At 73.9% G+C, this 16,403-nt stretch carries 17 protein-coding genes; 12 read left to right on the top strand and 5 right to left on the bottom strand.

Annotated features, from left to right (window positions below):
• Positions 1-110: 110 nt before the first annotated feature.
• Positions 111-884 (bottom strand): SDR family NAD(P)-dependent oxidoreductase, encoded by a 774-nt coding sequence (locus ACZ3YO_RS06800; RefSeq protein ID WP_465565750.1) that lies wholly within the window; start codon positions 882-884, stop codon positions 111-113.
• Between the two features lie 330 nt (positions 885-1,214).
• Here ACZ3YO_RS06800 and ACZ3YO_RS06795 point away from each other — a divergent pair, with 330 nt between their 5' ends.
• From ACZ3YO_RS06795 to ACZ3YO_RS06780, 4 genes are read left to right on the top strand one after another with little or no spacing between them, the layout of a single operon-like run.
• Entirely contained in the window at positions 1,215-1,406 is a 192-nt protein-coding gene (locus tag ACZ3YO_RS06795) for a hypothetical protein (protein WP_465565747.1), read from the top strand.
• A gap of 44 nt (positions 1,407-1,450) precedes the next feature.
• Entirely contained in the window at positions 1,451-2,338 is an 888-nt protein-coding gene (locus ACZ3YO_RS06790) for a hypothetical protein (protein WP_465565745.1), read from the top strand.
• Positions 2,335-3,279, top strand: a complete 945-nt coding sequence (locus ACZ3YO_RS06785; protein WP_465565743.1) for a DUF6895 family protein — start codon at positions 2,335-2,337, stop codon at positions 3,277-3,279. The genes ACZ3YO_RS06790 and ACZ3YO_RS06785 overlap by 4 nt, the downstream gene beginning before the upstream one ends.
• On the top strand, positions 3,280-4,311 hold the full coding sequence (locus tag ACZ3YO_RS06780; protein ID WP_465565740.1) for a serine hydrolase domain-containing protein: 1,032 nt from the start codon (positions 3,280-3,282) through the stop codon (positions 4,309-4,311). It abuts the gene before it with no gap.
• Between the two features lie 60 nt (positions 4,312-4,371).
• Here the strand turns inward: ACZ3YO_RS06780 and ACZ3YO_RS06775 are convergent, their stop codons facing one another.
• From ACZ3YO_RS06775 to ACZ3YO_RS06765, 3 genes are read right to left on the bottom strand one after another with little or no spacing between them, the layout of a single operon-like run.
• Positions 4,372-5,265 carry an SDR family oxidoreductase gene (locus ACZ3YO_RS06775; RefSeq protein WP_465565738.1) on the bottom strand — a complete coding sequence of 298 codons (894 nt, stop codon included), beginning with the start codon at positions 5,263-5,265 and terminating at the stop codon, positions 4,372-4,374.
• On the bottom strand, positions 5,262-6,209 hold the full coding sequence (locus ACZ3YO_RS06770) for an alpha/beta fold hydrolase (protein WP_465565735.1): 948 nt from the start codon (positions 6,207-6,209) through the stop codon (positions 5,262-5,264). The genes ACZ3YO_RS06775 and ACZ3YO_RS06770 overlap by 4 nt, the downstream gene beginning before the upstream one ends.
• Positions 6,206-7,780 (bottom strand): flavin-containing monooxygenase, encoded by a 1,575-nt coding sequence (locus ACZ3YO_RS06765; RefSeq protein ID WP_465565732.1) that lies wholly within the window; start codon positions 7,778-7,780, stop codon positions 6,206-6,208. The genes ACZ3YO_RS06770 and ACZ3YO_RS06765 overlap by 4 nt, the downstream gene beginning before the upstream one ends.
• A 191-nt stretch (positions 7,781-7,971) precedes the next feature.
• Here ACZ3YO_RS06765 and ACZ3YO_RS06760 point away from each other — a divergent pair, with 191 nt between their 5' ends.
• The 8 genes from ACZ3YO_RS06760 (at position 7,972) to ACZ3YO_RS06725 (ending at position 15,670) form a co-directional block, all read left to right on the top strand.
• Positions 7,972-8,892 carry a MerR family transcriptional regulator gene (locus ACZ3YO_RS06760; RefSeq protein WP_465565730.1) on the top strand — a complete coding sequence of 307 codons (921 nt, stop codon included), beginning with the start codon at positions 7,972-7,974 and terminating at the stop codon, positions 8,890-8,892.
• A 59-nt stretch (positions 8,893-8,951) separates the two neighbouring features.
• Positions 8,952-9,971, top strand: a complete 1,020-nt coding sequence (locus tag ACZ3YO_RS06755) for an ABC transporter substrate-binding protein (protein ID WP_465565727.1) — start codon at positions 8,952-8,954, stop codon at positions 9,969-9,971.
• Positions 9,972-10,176: 205 nt separating this feature from the next.
• The gene (locus tag ACZ3YO_RS06750; RefSeq protein WP_465565724.1) at positions 10,177-11,619 is read left to right on the top strand and encodes an MFS transporter; all 1,443 of its coding nucleotides are present in this window, start codon (positions 10,177-10,179) and stop codon (positions 11,617-11,619) included.
• Between the two features lie 175 nt (positions 11,620-11,794).
• Positions 11,795-12,148 carry a type VII secretion target gene (locus ACZ3YO_RS06745; protein WP_465544727.1) on the top strand — a complete coding sequence of 118 codons (354 nt, stop codon included), beginning with the start codon at positions 11,795-11,797 and terminating at the stop codon, positions 12,146-12,148.
• Positions 12,145-13,701 carry a hypothetical protein gene (locus ACZ3YO_RS06740; protein ID WP_465565721.1) on the top strand — a complete coding sequence of 519 codons (1,557 nt, stop codon included), beginning with the start codon at positions 12,145-12,147 and terminating at the stop codon, positions 13,699-13,701. Before ACZ3YO_RS06745 ends, ACZ3YO_RS06740 begins: the two co-directional genes overlap by 4 nt.
• Complete coding sequence (locus tag ACZ3YO_RS06735; protein ID WP_396319887.1) at positions 13,698-14,084, top strand: hypothetical protein; 387 nt, start codon at positions 13,698-13,700, stop codon at positions 14,082-14,084. Before ACZ3YO_RS06740 ends, ACZ3YO_RS06735 begins: the two co-directional genes overlap by 4 nt.
• A gap of 387 nt (positions 14,085-14,471) precedes the next feature.
• Positions 14,472-14,873 carry a hypothetical protein gene (locus ACZ3YO_RS06730; RefSeq protein ID WP_465565718.1) on the top strand — a complete coding sequence of 134 codons (402 nt, stop codon included), beginning with the start codon at positions 14,472-14,474 and terminating at the stop codon, positions 14,871-14,873.
• Positions 14,870-15,670 carry a hypothetical protein gene (locus ACZ3YO_RS06725; RefSeq protein ID WP_465565715.1) on the top strand — a complete coding sequence of 267 codons (801 nt, stop codon included), beginning with the start codon at positions 14,870-14,872 and terminating at the stop codon, positions 15,668-15,670. Before ACZ3YO_RS06730 ends, ACZ3YO_RS06725 begins: the two co-directional genes overlap by 4 nt.
• Before the next feature lie 116 nt (positions 15,671-15,786).
• Here the strand turns inward: ACZ3YO_RS06725 and ACZ3YO_RS06720 are convergent, their stop codons facing one another.
• Positions 15,787-16,392, bottom strand: a complete 606-nt coding sequence (locus tag ACZ3YO_RS06720) for a GNAT family N-acetyltransferase (protein WP_465565712.1) — start codon at positions 16,390-16,392, stop codon at positions 15,787-15,789.
• Positions 16,393-16,403: the final 11 nt, after the last annotated feature.

The following is a 16,403-nucleotide window of genomic DNA, read 5'->3' as shown; positions in this document are numbered from 1 at the left end:
CGTCCGCACGGGCAGCCGCCGACGCGGGCCGCCCGTCGATGCGGACCACCCCGTCCGCACAGGGCCCGCCGAGGCCGGCCGCCCGTCCGCTTCCGAGGTGCGCCGGCCGGCTAGGTGGTGCGGTAGGTCCGCGCCGCCTTCGAGGAGACCCCGCCGAGCTTGCCGGACGGCAGCAGGCGGGCGATGGCGACCGCGATCTTGTAGCGCTTGCCCGGGACGGACACCGAGCGGCCGCGGGCCAGGTCGCGCATGGCCTCGTCGACCACCCGCTCGGCGGACAGCCAGCCCCACGACGGGATGTTGCCCGTGCCCATGCCGGCCCGCTGGTGGAACTCGGTCCGGGTGAAGCCCGGGCAGAGCGCCATCAACCGCACGCCTGCGCCGCCGAGGTCCCGCTGCACGCCCTGGGTGAAGCTCACGACCCACGACTTGCTCGCGCCGTACGTGCCGCGCGGCAGGAAGGCCGCCACCGAGGCGACGTTGACGATCGCCCCGCGCCCTCGCTCGCGCATGCCCGGCAGGGCGGCGGTGGTCAGCCGGAGGATCGCCTCCACGTGCACCTTCAGCATGTCCAGCTCGTCCTGGAGCGGGACGGTCAGGAACGCGCCCTTGTTGCCGAAGCCGGCGTTGTTCACCAGCAGGTCCACCGGGCGGCCGGCGTCGGCCAGCCGTGCCTCCACGGCGGCGATGCCGTCATCGGTGGCCAGGTCGGCGGTCAGCACCTCGGCGTCGACGCCGTACTTCGCTTGCAGGTCGGCGGCGGCGCGCTCCAGCCGCTCGGTGTCCCGGGCCACCAGGACGAGCCGGTAGCCGCTCCGGGCGAGCCGGCGCACGAACGCGGCTCCGATGCCGGCGGTCGCGCCGGTGATCAAGGCAGTGGTCATGCCCCTGACCGTACCGACTGCGCCCGGCGACGGGTACCGCTATCCGCAACGCGCGCCCGCCCCGCGGAGCGGCGGACCGGGACCGGAGGGCCGGCGGACCGGGACCGGGGGGCCGGCGGACCGGGGAGCCGGCGGACCGGGACCGGGGAGCCGGAGGGCCGGCCCCGGGGGGATCACCATCCGCCACCGGCGCTGCCTGCCGCACCCGACACCGGACTTCGCCACCGGTCACGCAGCGTACTCGGGTGGCGTCAGACGGTTCGCACCCGTATCGTCGGTAGAGGGGCATCGCCGGGACTGGCGATGACATCTTCGATGAGGAGGCACCTGATGCTTGCTCAGACCACGCAGACCACGCAGGCGCCGCTCGCCACTCCGGCTGAGGCGGACGCGCTCGGCATGCTGATGACGGAGGACGAGGCGACCGTCAGCGACGCGCCCACGTACTGCCCTGAAGCCGCCGGCGTGCTGATCGCCCTGCTGCTGCTGTCGCCGAAGCAGCCCAAGGAGAAGACCCGGTAGCCCTTCGGGCGCGCCGGTCTCCGGAACAGGAGAAGTCAACTCTCATGCCGTTCGCCGACACTTCCCTCCGTGACGAGTACGCCGCGGCCGTCGAGCGAGTGGCGGGCCGGGTCCTCGACGCCCTCCGCGGCGGCGGGGGCCCGGCCGCGCCCGCCCGGCCGGACGGCGGCTCCGCGCCGGCCGGCGGGTCCCCGCTGAGCGCCGGGTCCCCGCTGAGCGCCGGGTCCGCTTCCGGCTCCCCCCTCGCCGACCTCTCGCCGACCGACTCCTCCCTGATCGACTCCTCCCTGGCCGAACCATCCCTGGCCAGAGCGGAGTTGGCGGCTGTCCGGGTCCTCGGCCCCGACGCCTTCGCCCCCGGGCTGCTGGACGGCGCGGCGCCGGACGCGGCGACCGCCCTCGTGGTGGCCCAGGCGCTCGACGTGTTCCCCGCCGTCACCACGGACGCCACCGGCGCCACCGGCTCCACCTCCGCCGGTGGACGGCCGGAGGCCGCGCTCGTCGCCGCCTGGCGCAACCGGGCCACCGCCCAACTGCTCGCCCGGGCCGGCCGGCCGATCACCGGCCCGACCGCCGAACACGTGCCCGGCGCCCTCCCCGGACCGGACCAACTCGGCTGGCCGCGCTGGACGGTGACCATGGCCCAACTCTCCTCCCTCGCCCTGCCAGGGCTCGACGGCCCGGTCCACGATCTCGCCCGCCGGCACGACCTGGCCCTGGCCCGCGGAGCCGTCCGGTCGATGCTGCGCCGCGACCACCGGACGGCCGCCCGGCTCGCGCGCTGGCTGGCCCGGACCGGCGCGGACGGCGTCCCGGCCAGGCTCGACCTCGCCCCGATCCTCGACCGGATCCGGGCGGCCGGCGACGGCAGCGCCCGCACCGCTCTCGAAGTCACCATCGCCGAACGTCTGTTGAAAGGAGCGCCGGCATGACCGGGCCCGCCGTCCTGCGCACCGCCCAACAGGTCTCCTCCGGCGCCCTGCGCTGGCTGCACGGCTGCTACGAGAACGGCCTCGGCCGCTTCCCCGAGGACGCCACCATCGACCTGGCCGACCCCAACAACGTCTACAAGCCGCTCGGCGAGGCCGCGTTGGCCACCGGACTGCTGCTGCGCGAGGGGGTCGGCGGCGCCGAGGACAGCAGGATCGCCCGCCGGATCCTCGACCTCTGCTGGGCCGAGCTGCGCGAGGGCGACCTCCTCTACGAACGGCAGCTGCGCTACCCGCTGGTGACCGACCCGCTGGAGGTCTACGTCCACTTCGCCCGCGCGGGCTTCCGCCACCACCCGCTGGAAGGCCTGCTGCAGTCGCTGGCGGGGCTCCGCTCCGTCCAGGCCACCGAGATCGTGCCCAACCGGCGTCTCGCCGTGGCCAACGCCCGCCGGGTGGTCGGGCTGGCCCAGCAGCCGGACTGGTCCGCGCTCGCCGCCGCCACCTGGCTCGGCGCCACTCCGGAACCGTGGATGATCGACTGGCTCACCGCCTACGACGTCACCCACACCGTGTTCCACCTCACCGACTGGGGCGCCCGGCCGGACGGCCTGCCCGCCCCGATGCGCGACTACCTTGGCGACTGGCTGCCGGCCTGGCTGGACATCTGGCAGGAGATCGGCCAGTGGGACCTCCTGGGCGAACTGCTCATCGTCGCCGCCTGCATCGGCGAGCCCGGCATCGGCGCGCCCGGATGGGAGGCGCTGGCCGCCGTCCAGCGGAGCGACGGCCTGGTGCCGCGCGACACCGACCCGATCACCGACGACCCGGAACAGCTGCTCACCGACCACGGCCACACCGCCGTCGTCACCGTGGTGGCCGCCGCCGTCACCCTCGCCCGCGCACTCGGCGGCGCCACCGACGGCGCGCCGGTGGCGGCCTAGGTGGAACGGCCGGTCGGCGAGGAGGAGTTGGCCGGGCTCGTCCGGGCCGCCGCGCCGCACGCCACCGCCGTCACCCTGGCGGTCGCTGCCGGCGACCGGGAGGCCGTCCACTGCCACGGGCGGCTCGGCCGGGACAGTACCGCACCCTGCACGCCGGACACCGTCTTCGAACTCGGCTCCGTCACCAAGACGTTCACCGCCCTGATGCTCGCCGCCATGGCCGCGCGCGGCGAACTCGCCCTGGACGACCCGGTGGAGCACCACCTCCCCCGCCACTGGCCGGCCCCCGCCGTCCGCTCCGGCGCACCGATCCGGCTGCTGCACCTGGCCACCCACACCTCCGGGCTCCCCCGCCTGCCGCCCGGGCTGCTGGCCGGCGCCCTCCCCACCTTCTTCAGCAACCCGTACGCCGCCTTCGGGGACGAACAGTTGAGGTCCGGGCTGAAGCGAACCACCGTGCACCACCGCCCGGGTGCGTACTTCGCCTACTCCAACTACGGCGTCGGGCTGCTCGGCCGGCTGCTCGCCGAGGCCGGCTCCACCACATATGCCGAGCTGCTGGCCGAAAGCGTCTGCCGCCCGCTCGGCCTGCGCTCCGCCACCACCAGCCCCGACACCCCCGGCCGCGCCGTCGGCCACCGCCGCGGCCGTCCGCTGCCGCCCTGGCGCATCCCCGGCCTGGCGGGCGCCGGCGCCGTCCGGGCCGGCGGCGCCGACCTGCTGCGCTACCTCCGGGCCCATCTCTCGCCGGCGGGGGAGTTGGGCGCCGCCCTGCGCGACGTCCAACGGCCCCGGCTGCGCCTGCCGCGCTCGGCGGACCAGCTCGCCCTGGTCTGGAACCACCGCCCGACCGCCGGCCGCGACCTCCTCTTCCATGCCGGCGCCACCCGAGGCTTCACCGCCTTCGTCGGCTTCTGCCCGCAGTCCGCCACCGCCGTCGCCGCCCTCGCCAACTGCGGCCCCGCCCTGGACGGCCGGTTCGTCCAGGGCGGCTACGAGGTGCTCAAGCGGCTGTCGCGCGGACGGGGCTGACGGAAGCGGCCGGCAGATTCGCCATCGGGCGGCGGCCGTCCGCCATCCGTGAGCGTCGGCTCAGTTCCGCTCGGAGCGGGCGGCACTGTCGGCCGCTCCCCCGGCGCCGACCGGGCGCAGTCGGGTGGCGGCGGTGGCGGCGAGCTGCGGGGCGAGCCTGGCGATGTCGCGGGAGCCGACGGCGGCGATCACCAGGGGCAGGACGGCGCGGACCGGCTGCATGCCGCGCAGCCAGGCCTGGGCGTAGACGTGGGCGGAGCGGCGGGCGATACCGGCGACCAGGCGGTCCACGGCCGGGCCGAGCGGGTAGGTCTTGTTGGCGGGCCAGGGGAGGCGGGAGCGCATCTGCCTGAGGACGGCGTCCTGGTCCGCGCCGCGCACCATGTCGGTGTCGGTCCAGCTCAGGTAGCCGACGCCGACCTTGACGCCCTGGTGGGCGACCTCGGCGCGGATCGAGTGGGCGAAGGCCTCGACACCGGCCTTGCTCGCGCAGTACGCGCTCATCAGCGGCGCGGGGGTGAGCGCCGCGAGCGAGGCGATCTGGAGGAGGTAGCCGCGGCTCTCGGCGAGGGCGGGCAGGAAGGCGCGGGCGGTGGCGACGCTGCCCAGCAGGTTGACCTCGATCACCCGGCTGAACGCCTTGTGGTCGCTCTCCAGCAGCGGGCCGCCGATGGCGATGCCCGCGTTGGCGACGACGGCGTCGATCCGGCCGTAGTGCTCCTTGATCAGCCGGGCGGTCTCGGTGAGCGCCTCGACGTCGGTGACGTCGGCCTCCCAGGCGGTGGCGGAGGGGCCGCAGAGCGCGGCGACGGCCTTGAGCTCGGCCGGCTCCAGGCCGAGCAGTGCGACCTTGGCGCCCTGCGCGGTGAGTTTGCGGGCGAGGGCGGCGCCGACGCCGCGCGCGGCACCCGTGACGACAACGACCTGTGCGGACAGCGGCGGAACGACGCTCATGCGGTCAGGCTCCTCTGCGGGCTGGGAAGTCGGGTCGCCGTCAGGTGGGCGGCGGCCATGCGGTCGATCTCGGCGGCGACCTCGGCGGGCCGCTCCAGCGGCGCCATGTGGCCGACGCCGGGCAGCAGGAGCAGGCCCTGCGGGTCGGGCAGTGCGGCGACCATCCGGTGGGCGTGCACCGGCGGGGTCAGGCGGTCGTCGGTGCCCACCACCACGGCGGTCGGCGCGGCGAGCGCCGCCATCCCGGCCCGGACGTCGAGGACGTCCAGCACGCCGGCCCACGCGGCCCGGACGGCGGTCGGGCAGGCGTGCACGATCCGGGCCGTCGCCTCGACCCGCCCGGCCGGTGAACCCGGCCCCATCGTCCCGTACTTGAGGGCTGCGCGGCTCACCGGGCCGACCGGTCCGAGCGGGAGCCGGGAGCGCAGCACCTGGCGGTGCAGGAGGCGCCGAAGCCGCGGGGCGCGGACCGCGTCGGGCAGCACCCGCAGTTCGGCCACCAGGTCGGACGGGCCGGTGGAGACCAGCACCGCGGCGGCCGTCCGCCCGGCGACCTCGGGGCGCCCGCCGGCGGCCATGATGGTCATGCCGCCCATGCTGTGGCCGGCGAGGACGGCGCGTTCCCCCGCCGGAACGGTCCGGGCGAGCACCGCGGAGAGGTCCTCGGCGAGCGCGCGGGTGGAGTAGCGGAGCCGGCTGGGCGGGATCTCGCTGCGGCCGTGGCCGCGCTGGTCGTACGCCACCACCCGGTACCGGTCGGAGAGTTGGCGGATCACCGGCGCCCAGAAGGCCGTTGAACACGTCCAGCCGTGGGCGAGCACAACGGTCGGGGCGGCCGGCTGACCGTGGATCTCGACGTGCAGCCGGATGCCGTCGGCCGAGCGGACGTCCAACTCCTCGACGGGGGTGGGCGCAACGCAGTCGGCGGGGATCGCGGGGCTCATGCCACGACCTCCTCGACCGCGGCCGTCCGGGGCTTCGGCGTGGTGCGCATGATCAGCTCGTACTCGCCGAGGTCGACCTTGCGGGTGGCACGGCGGAACGAGGTGGTCGAGCCGGGCCAGAGCACGGTGTTCCTGCCGCTCGGGTCGAGGTACCAGCTGCGGCAGCCGCCGGTGGTCCAGACGGTGCGGTCCATCCGGTGCTGGAGTTCGAGGTTCCAGTGCCGCTGGGCGCGTTCGGTGGGCTGCATCGCGGTGGCACCGATCGAGCCGAGCGTGGTGAGCGCGTCGATCAGGTAGTTCAGCTGGGACTCGATCATCAGGATCATCGAGCTGTTGCCGAGCCCGGTGTTGGGGCCGATGACGAAGAAGAGGTTGGGGAACCCGCGGACGGTGGAGCCGCGCAGCGCCTCCATGCCGTCCTTCCAGTGCTCCGCCAGGCTGGTGCCGTCGACGCCGAACACCCGGGCGCCGATGGGCATGTCGGTGACGTGGAAGCCGGTGCCGAAGACGATCGCGTCCACCTCGTGTTCGCTGCCGTCGGCCGCGACCAGGGTCGAGCCGCGCACCTCGCGCAGGCCGGACGCGACCACCTCGGTGTTGGCGGCGGCGAGGGCCGGGTAGTAGGTGTTGCTGAGCAGGATGCGCTTGCACCCGATCCGGTAGTCCGGGGTGAGCTTGGCGCGCAGCGCCGGGTCGGCGACGCCCTGGGCGATGTGCCGTTCGGCGAGCTGCTGGACCACCTTCAGCAGGCCGGGACGGCGGACGAAGGCGTCCACCTGGAGCTCGCGGAGGGCGAACAGGGCGCCGCGGCGCAGCTTGGCGGTGACGGGCAGGCGGCCGTGCAGCCACTTCTCGATCTCGGTGATCTCGCGGTCGCGGCGCGGCAGCACCCAGGCGGGCGTGCGCTGGAAGACCGTCAGTTTGCCGACTTTCGGCTGGATCGAGGGGATGATCTGGGCGGCGGAGGCGCCGGTGCCGACCATCGCGACCCGCCGGCCGGCGAGTTCGTAGTCGTGGTCCCAGCGGGAGGAGTGGAACACCTTGCCGGGGAAGGCGTCGAGGCCCGGCAGGTCCGGGATCTGCGGGTCGGCGAGCGGCCCGGCGGCGGAGACGACGGCGTCGGCGGTCCACTCGCCGGCCGTGGTGGTGATCCGCCAGCGGGTGTGCTCCGCCTCCCAGCGGGCCTCGGTGACCTCGGTGTCGAAGCGCAGGTGGGGGCGGAGGCCGAAGACGTCGGTGACCTTCTCCAGGTAGGCGCGGATGTCGGGCTGGCCGGAGAAGCTGCGCGGCCAGTCGGCGTTGGGCGCGAAGGAGAAGGAGTAGAGGTGGGAGGGGACGTCGCAGGCGCAGCCGGGGTAGCTGTTGTCCCGCCAGGTGCCACCGACCGAGCCGGCGCGCTCCAGGATCACGAAGTCGGTGATGCCGGCGCGGCGCAGCCGGACACCGGCGCCGAGGCCGCCGAAGCCGGAGCCGATGACCGCCACCCGGACGTGCGGGACGGGCTGGGCGGCCTCGGCCCGGGACTCCTGGCCGGACGTGCCGGGGCGGGGGCGCTTGGTCGTGGATGCCATGCGGCGTCCTCCTGAGGGTGGGGGCCTGAGGTGCGCACTGCTGCGACGCGCCGCCTTCATGGTGCCGTGGCGCCGCCGCGATAACCATGCCAGCAATCACTGGCACGATTGGCAGATTAGCTCGTGGCGCCGGTGGAGGGAAGGAGTCCGACCACCGCGCTTCGACAATCTCCCGTCCTATGCTGAGCGCCGTGGACAAGCCCAGAGCAGCTGCGGACGACAGAAAACGCGAGTACCGGGTGGAGGAACTGGCCGAGGCGGCCGGCATCACCACCCGCACCCTGCGCTTCTACCGCGAGCGCAAGCTGCTCCAGCCGCCACGCAAGGAGGGCCGGATCGCCTGGTACGGGGAGGCCCACCTGGCCCGCCTGCGGGTCATCGCCGAACTGCTGGAGCGCGGCCACACCCTGGGCGGGATCGCCGAGTTGATCGGCGCGGGCGAGAGCGGCCGGGACGTCGCCGAGCTGATCGGGCTGGAGGCCGCGATCGTCGCCCCCTGGTCCGACGAGACCCCGGTCCACCTCGACTGGGCCGAACTGACGGCCACCTTCGGCGGCCAGCTCACCGAGGGGACCACCGCGGAGGCGATCGCCCAGGGCTACATCACGGTGGAGGAGGACGGGATCACCCATGTCAGCCGCCGGCTGATGGACGCGACCACGGCGCTGGTCGCCGAGGGCGTGCCGCTCTCCGTCGTCCTGGAGGCCAGCCGGCGCACCCAGGAACACGTGGACGCGATCGCGGAGATCTTCACCGCGCTGGTCCGCGACCGGATCCTCGGCGCGCTCGCCGCCGACGCCCCGCTGCCGCCCGGCGAGGCCGCCCGGCTGACCGAGCAGATCCTGCGGGTACGCCCGCTCGCCCGGACGGTCACCGACGCCCAGTTCGCCCTGGCGATGGACCGGCGGGTACACGCCGAGTACGACGAGCTGCGGCGGCAGCGGATGGAGTGCCGGGAGGACGGGGAGGGCGGAGAGGGCGAGGCGCCCGGGGAGGCCACGGACGGGGAGAGCGGGAAGGACCAGGAGGGCGGGAAGCCCGGGGATCCCGGGGAGGCGGCGGGCGGCCGAACGCCACCGCCCGCCCCCGCGCGACCCGCCCCCGAGGCGTAGCGGCGCCCGCCGCCGGGCAGGGATCGGGGCGCCTCGCCGCCCCGGAACGGAGTCGCCCGATGCCCCCTGCCCTGCCCGCCGATCTCGCTCCCGCCCTCACCCGCCGCAGCCTGCTCGCCCTCGCCTCCGCGCTCGCGCTGGCCGCCTGCGGGTCGAACAGCTCCGGCGGCGCCGACAGCTCGAACGGTGCCGGCGACGCGACCGCCGGCTCCACCTCCGCGCCGGCCGCGACCGGCCCCCGAACCGTCCGCCACGCGCGCGGTGAGAGCACCGTGCCCGCGCGCGCCGCCCGCGTCGTCGTACTGGACACCGACGCACTGGACTCCGCCGTCACCCTCGGCCTCACCCCGGTCGGCGCCACCGCCGTCGCCGAGGGCGCGCCGCTGTCCGGGTACCTGCCGGCCGCCCGGCTCGCCGGGATCAAGCGGGTCGGCACGATCGGCCAGCCCAGCCTGGAGGCCGTCGCCGCGCTGAAACCGGACCTCATCCTGAGCAACCAGGTGCGCGACGACAAGCGGTACGACGAGCTCTCCAAGATCGCGCCGACCGTACTGACGAAGACCACCGGGCCCGCCTGGAGGGAGAACGTCCGGCTGCACGCCGAGGCGCTGGGCCGCCAGAGCGAGGCCACGGCGGCGGAGGCGGCGTACCGGGCCAAGGCGGCGGAGCTGGTCACCGCGCTCGGCGGGCCGGAGAAGGCGGCGGCCACCAGGGTGGAGATGGCCCGCTTCCTGGCGGGCGCGCCCACCCGGCTCTACCTGAACGACACCTTCGTCGGCTCGATCCTCAAGGACCTCGGCCTCGGCCGGCCCGCCAACCAGGACAAGGCCGGCTTCTCGATGGAGATCAGCCCCGAGCAGGTCGACCAGGCGGCCGCGGACGTCATCTTCTACTCGGTCTACGGCGACGCGGCCAAGTCCGACCGGGCGAAGGTCATGGAGGGCTCGCTCTGGAAGAACCTGGACGCGGTGCGCAGCGGCCGGGTCTTCCCGGTGGACGACGGTCTCTGGATGCTGGGCATCGGCTACACCGGCGCCGGCCTGATCCTGGACCAGATCCGGAAGAACCTCGTCGCCTGAACGGCTCGGCGGCGGCCCCGTTGGCCGGTCCTCCAACACGATCGAGGACCGGGCGCCGACTGCGCTGGGTGATCGCACGGTTACCTGGAGGATCGTCCGAGCCGTACGGTCGGAACTCACCCGCGGGTCGCACACTCACCAGGCCGGGCCGGTGGTGGGAGGCGGGCGCCCACCCGGCTCCGTGTGGGGGCTCAGAGGAATGTCCGTGGTCACGAGGTTCCGTTCAGCGGCACGGCTGACGGGTGGTGGGGTGCTGCTCTGGTCGCTGCTGGGGCGGCTGCCGAACGCGATGTGCCCGATCGGCACGCTGCTGCTGGTCACCCGGAACACCGACAGCGTCTGGCGCGGTTCGGTGGTCGCCGGGGCGCTGGCCGTCGGGCAGGCGGTCGGCGGTCCGCTGGTCGGCCGGCTCGCGGACCGGCGCGGGCAGCGGACGGTCGGGCTGGTCGCGGCGGCCGTCAACGCGGTGGCGATCGTCGCCCTGGTCGCGGCCTCCGAGGCCGGACTCCCGCTGGTCTGGCAGATCGCACCCGCCGCGCTGATCGGCCTCTCGGTACCGCTGGTGGGCCCGCTGTCCCGTAGTCGCTGGGTCCGACTGGCCGACGGGGACACCGAGTTGACGTCCTCGATGCTCTCGCTGGACGGCATCGTCGACGAGGTCAGCTTCACCACCGGTCCGGCGCTGATCGGCCTGCTCGCCACACTGGCCTCCCCCGCCGCCGGCCTGCTGACGGCGGCCGCACTGGTCGGCGTCTGCGCGTCCCTCTTCGCGCTGCACCCGACGGCGACCCGGGGGGCCGTCGGCGCCGGCGCCGGCGTGCGGCCCTCCGGGCGGCTGATGAGCGCGCCCTACGTCCTGCTGCTGGCCGGGATGGCACTGCTGGGCGCCTGCTTCGGCTCGGTGCAGGTCGGGGTGACGGCCACCACGGACGCCCTCGGGCAGCCGGGCGCGGCCGGACTGCTCTACGGCTTCATGGGCTTCACCAGCGCCTTCGCGGGCATCGCCACCGCCGCCCTGCCCGCCCGCTGGGAGCTACCGCTGCGCCTGCGGGCGGGGACCGTCCTGCTCTGCTCCGCCTCCGTCCTGCTCCTGTTCTCCGGCGGCAGCGTGGCCGCCCTGGCCGCCGCCATCGGGTGCCTGGGCGTGGCGGTCGCGCCGCAGATGATCACCATGTTCGGACTGGTGGAGCGGACGGTGCCGCCCGCCCGCCTGGGCGAGGCGATGGCGGCGCTGGTCAGCGCGATCATCCTGGCCCAGTCGGCGGGGACATTCCTCGGCGGCTGGGCGGCCGACAACGTCGGGCCCGCCGCGCCGTTCCGGATCACGGTCGCCGCCGCGGTGGCCGCCCTGCTGCTGGCCGCGTTCACCGCCACCGACCGCCGCTACCGCCGCCGCGACGACCCGCCGGACGTTCCGCCGGCGACTTCATCGGCCACTTCATCGGCCACGCCCTCGGACGCCCTGTCGGACACTCCGTCGGACGTCCTGCCGGACGTTTCGCCGGGTGGTGGAGGAGGCGCCGCGAAGGGTGGCGGCCCGATACCCAAGAGCATCCCAAGCGCAGGCAAAGATTCCCCGAAGGACATGGAGCCGACGCACCGTCTGCGTGAAGAAGACGAGGAGCCGGTGCAGCCCTCACGGGCGTAACACCCCGGCCTCCGGCACACGTTAGGCTCAGCCACCGATGTCCGCGCCGCACCACAGGCTCGGGCATCGAGCCATTCGGACACACCGCGGATGCGTCGGCGGACGTTCCGAGGAACGTAGCGGCGGACGTACCGGACGACGTGAAGACGTCCCGGAGACGGGGGAACGGGGAACCATGAGCGGCGGGACAGGCGCAGGAGCAGCGGGGCCGGGAGCGGGCGGGGCGGGCGGATACGGCGTCAGCCTGGCCGGTCTGAGCGGCGTCAGCGACCAACTGGGCAAGACGGCGACCGACATCGCGACGGCAAAGACCGCCTACGCGGGCTCGGTCTGCTACGCGTCCACGGCCTTCGGCGAGTTCGGCATGGACCAGGCGTGGGCCGCCTTCGACGCCGCCTGGTCGAAGGAGATCGAGGTCACCCAGCGCGCCCTCGACGAGCTGTCGCAGAAGATGTCGACGACGACGCAGAACTACCGCAACGCGGAGAAGGCCGTCACCGCCTCGCTCGTGCCGGCGGGTGGCCGGTGAGCAAGGTCAAGGATCTGGAGCACGCCCAGCACAACATCGAGCAGGTGCAGTTCATGCTCGCCAACCTGCACCTGCTGGAGGGGATCAACGACGCGCTCGCCGTCCCCGAGCCGGTCGGCGACCCGGGCGCCGTGCGGGCGCGCGCGAAGGACTACGCGCAGGCGGCCACCTCCTTCGGCCAGGCCTCGCAGGACCTCGCGGGCATCGCCACCAACCAGCTGCCCGCGGTCTGGACGGGTTCCGTGGCCGAGCACGCCACCCAGGCGATCCACGCCATGTCGGCGGAGACCACCACCTCCAAGGAGACCCTGGCCGCGGCGGCCACGCTGCTGGACGCCTGGGCCAACGAGCTGGAGGCGGCGAAGAGGACCGACGCCGACGGGTGCCGCCAGCTGAAGGAGGCCGGGGAGAAGGCCAGGCAGGACCCGGGCGGCTTCGACCCGGACGCGCGGAACACCGCGCTGTCCGGGGTGGGCGCACGGCTGGCGGCGGCACGGCGGGTCGAGAGCTCCGCCACCAGCACCGCGAGCAAGCTGAACCAGCTGACCTCCAAGGCCCGCGCCTCACGCGCCGGCCTGGGCTCGATCGACCCGTTGGCGGCCGTGGTGCTGGCCACCGAGAAGAACCCGGGCGCGGGCGAGGACGACGGCTACATCCTGACGCCGGGCCAGCTCGACCGGGCCACCCAGACCCTCGGCGTGATGCCCGGCGCCGACCAGGCCGCGTTCCGCGCCCTGCTGGCCGGAGCCAAGTCCCCCGAGGAGGCCGCCTACCTCTGGAAGGCGCTGGCGGCCGGCCACTCGGTGGCCGACATCCAGAAGTTCGACGAGGGCATCCACCCGCACGGCGACGACCCGGCCTGGCTCGCCCAGCACCTGGTGCCCGCGACCAGCACCAAGGACATCAACCGCGAGTCCTCGGACAACATCGACCTCACCTACCAGGGCAAGCAGGTCAACATCAACGGGTACGGCGTCTACTCTCAGCGCGACGTCAACGACTGCGTGGCCGCGTCCACCGTGATCGCCCAGGCCAAGCTGGACCCGCTGCTGATGTACCAGCTCACCACCGGCGGCACGCCCGACACCCCCGGCTCGGACTCCGCCGACAACTTCGAGCAGCGGCTGCAGAAGACCTACGTGGACGAGTACATAGCGGGTCAGAAGGTCGACGGCCGGAAGACCTACCCCAAGGAGGACAGCGGTCTCGGCCCCGATGCCCAGACCTACCTGGCCGACAAGGACCTCGGCAAGGCCACCGGCGCCGACTACGAGCACGTGGAGCTGGAGAGCGACGAGGACCGGCGAGCGGCGCTGGCCCGGATCGAGAAGTCCGTGGACGAGGGCCTGCCCGTCCCGATCAGCGTCCGCAACAAGGACGAGGGCCATCAGATGATGATCATCGGCCGGGACGGCGACAAGCTCCAGATCTACAACCCCTGGGGCTTCACCTCCTGGGTGACCGAGGACCAGTTCGTCAACAGCCAGCTCGGCGGACTGACCCCCGGCGAACACCCCCTGAACAAGCCGACCGCCCTGGAGCTGCCGAAATGACCACCGTCCGGCCGGATGCCGAACTGGCGGACCTCGACGTGCCCGCCGCCATCACCCGCGGCCTGCTGCTCGCCGGCGGCCCGCGCCAGGCCCTCTTCACCGAGGCCGCCATCGCCGCCACCCACCGCGCGGAGGCGGCGGGCGTCGGCCCGTACCCGCTGGGCTTCCTCGCCCGGCACGTCCGGGCCGGCGGCTTCGCGGCCGCCCTGGCACTGCCCGAGCCGGTGATCGGCGCGGCCGGCCGCGCCCTGGTCCGCGACTGGCTGCAGGCCGCCGCGGCGACCGGCGCCGACGTGGCCCGCGAGCACCTGTTCGCGCGCTGGTTGGCGGAGGTCTCCGCGCTGCTCGCGCTGCGGCGCGACCTGCGGGCACTGACCGACTGAGCGGTCGCCCGGCGCGGCGGCGTTCCGCCGTGGGGCTGGGGAACGGGGGGCGGCCCGGGGTCGGGGGTGCGGTCGCCGCACGCATCCCCGGCCCCGGCGGCGGCCGGGGATGCGTGCGCGTCGCCGTGCGGCCCACAGCTTTCCTCCCCCGATGAGGGTCATGACCCCCTTTTGTGCCGGGACGGGCGGGACAGGGTGATCCCTTGCAGGACCACTGACAGGCCCGCCGCGCACTCCAGCCGCAGGATTCTGCCGTCCCGTCAGATCTCTTGTCGCGAAGACGTATCAACTGCATCCGAAGACTGATGCCGCGACCCGCCGGTCCCTATGCTGTCGGCCCAGGAACGGAGGATGACACCCGTTCCGGGACCGAAGGGGGGACCCACCGTGAACGAGCTCGCCGAACTGGCAGGCATGGCCGGCCCGACCATCACCAACCTGATGGTCACGGATGCGTGGGCGGCGGTGCGCACAGGTCTGATCGGCCTCTGGCAACGGGTGATGCCGGGCCAGGCGGAGACGATCACCACCGACCTCGACGCACTGCGGAACACCGTCGCCGCCGCCCATGCCGGCGGGGACCAGAGCGCCACCCAGGCCGCCCAGCAGAACCTCCAGCAGCGCATCGCCTGGCTCCTCATGCAGGACCCGAGCGTCGCCGCGGACCTCCGGCAGCTGTTGGCCGCTCCCCACCGGGGCGCCGTGACGGGGCACATCGAGCAGCACGTGACCCACTCCGGGACGGGCGACTCGTTCGTGGCGGGCGGCGACATCACCGTCAACCGATGACCACTCCGTACCAGGGCCCCAACGGCCGGCAGACACAGCAGAGCCGCCACAGCGGCCCCGGGGACTCGTTCGTCGCCGGCGGGAACATCACCTTCGCCCCGCCGCCACCCGCCCCACCTCCGCCCCGGCGCTCGAAGGTCAGGGGATTAGCCATCGGCGTGAGCATCGCGGCCGCGATGGTCCTCGTGGCCGCCCTCGGCGCCCAGCTCGGCCGGTACTCCGCCGACCAGGACAGTCGCGCCTCACACGGCAGCCGGGACTCCCCGGGAGAAGTGACCGCCCCGCCGACGGCGGCCGTACCCTCGGCCGGATCCGGCGGGCTGGGCTGGGGCGGGGTGCCGGACGGGAACGACACGCCTGCCCCTCCGGCTCCCTCCGCCGGCCGGACGGTCGGCGGCTCCGGCAAGGACGGTGTCCGGTATCAGGGTGGAGTCCGGCTGGCCAGCGTCGACCTCGACGCGAATCCCCCCACGGTGAACGACGCCGACGGCTATGACATGAGCGGGTTCGCGGTGATGTATCCCAACCTCAGCGGCCGGGGTGCGATGGCGTTCGGCACCAGCGGCACCATCCTGAACAAGACACCGGCGCTGGCGCTCTACACCCGCCCCGGCCCACCGAGCCGCAAGGACTGCTCCGACCTGCTCCGGACCCAGGCCTCCGAGATGCTGCAGATCGAGGAGGGCTCCCGCCTCTGCGTGAAGACCGTGAACGGCCGGATCGCCTTCATCACGGCCGGCCGGTTCACCAACGGAGCGTTCGACGGACAGGCCTTCATCTGGGAGGGCGTCGGGTGACCCCCGGAGCGCCGCACCACGCGGCCCGGGTCACCCACACCGGCCCGGCCATCCGATAAGACGCTCCCCGGCGCGGGAAGTGGGCCGGTCCCACTTCCCACTCCCCTCTGCCTGCGCTACTCCGCGGGGCACCGGGAGGCCTCCGGGGCGGCGCCGCTGACGACCCGGCCTTCTCCCGGCTCGGGCTCACGAGCCATGCGCACGTTGCGCAGCCTGCCGCGCCAGAGCTCACGCTCACCGGTGATCCTGAATCCGTACCGCTGGTAGAAGCGGATCGCCTTCTCGTTGTAGTCGGTCACCCACAGGCGCATGGGAGCGCCGCGTGCCCACTCCAGGAACTCGCCCATCAACCGGCCGCCGGTGCCTCGGCCTTGGGCTTCGTCAAGCAGGTACATCGGCCCGAGCGTGACCACGTCGTCCCGGCGGCCGCAGAGGAACCCGACGATCTCCCCTCCCGAGCGAACGACACGGCAGAACAACAGATCCGGCTGCCGCGAGGCCTCCTCGATGAACTCCCGCCACTGGTCGATGCCCTCCGCCGTCACGGTGGATCCGCGGTGCTCGTGGATCCACGCCTCGTCGATCCCCGCTCTCTCGCTGGGGTAGGTCTGGAGCCAGGCTCTCAACTGCGTCCGGCCCACGGGGGCTGCATCGTCAGGTCGGGGTACGTCGATCTGATGGACCATGGGGCCATTGTTCGCAATGCAGCCGATGTGTTCCACGTGATTTTCCG

This window comes from Kitasatospora sp. NPDC022785 (assembly GCF_055561295.1).
Note: the sequence above shows the minus strand (reverse complement) of the source record. Positions and strands in the feature narration are given on the sequence as shown.

Excerpts from the sequence above, each read along its gene's own strand:
- ACZ3YO_RS06765 (WP_465565732.1), bottom strand. The coding sequence starts at position 7,780 with ATGGCATCCACGACCAAGCGCCCCCGCCCCGGCACGTCCGGCCAGGAG.
- ACZ3YO_RS06775 (WP_465565738.1), bottom strand. The coding sequence starts at position 5,265 with ATGAGCGTCGTTCCGCCGCTGTCCGCACAGGTCGTTGTCGTCACGGGT.
- ACZ3YO_RS06795 (WP_465565747.1), top strand. The coding sequence starts at position 1,215 with ATGCTTGCTCAGACCACGCAGACCACGCAGGCGCCGCTCGCCACTCCG.
- ACZ3YO_RS06785 (WP_465565743.1), top strand. The coding sequence starts at position 2,335 with ATGACCGGGCCCGCCGTCCTGCGCACCGCCCAACAGGTCTCCTCCGGC.
- ACZ3YO_RS06755 (WP_465565727.1), top strand. The coding sequence starts at position 8,952 with ATGCCCCCTGCCCTGCCCGCCGATCTCGCTCCCGCCCTCACCCGCCGC.
- ACZ3YO_RS06735 (WP_396319887.1), top strand. The coding sequence starts at position 13,698 with ATGACCACCGTCCGGCCGGATGCCGAACTGGCGGACCTCGACGTGCCC.
- ACZ3YO_RS06790 (WP_465565745.1), top strand. The coding sequence starts at position 1,451 with ATGCCGTTCGCCGACACTTCCCTCCGTGACGAGTACGCCGCGGCCGTC.
- ACZ3YO_RS06800 (WP_465565750.1), bottom strand. The coding sequence starts at position 884 with ATGACCACTGCCTTGATCACCGGCGCGACCGCCGGCATCGGAGCCGCG.
- ACZ3YO_RS06745 (WP_465544727.1), top strand. The coding sequence starts at position 11,795 with ATGAGCGGCGGGACAGGCGCAGGAGCAGCGGGGCCGGGAGCGGGCGGG.
- ACZ3YO_RS06725 (WP_465565715.1), top strand. The coding sequence starts at position 14,870 with ATGACCACTCCGTACCAGGGCCCCAACGGCCGGCAGACACAGCAGAGC.
- ACZ3YO_RS06770 (WP_465565735.1), bottom strand. The coding sequence starts at position 6,209 with ATGAGCCCCGCGATCCCCGCCGACTGCGTTGCGCCCACCCCCGTCGAG.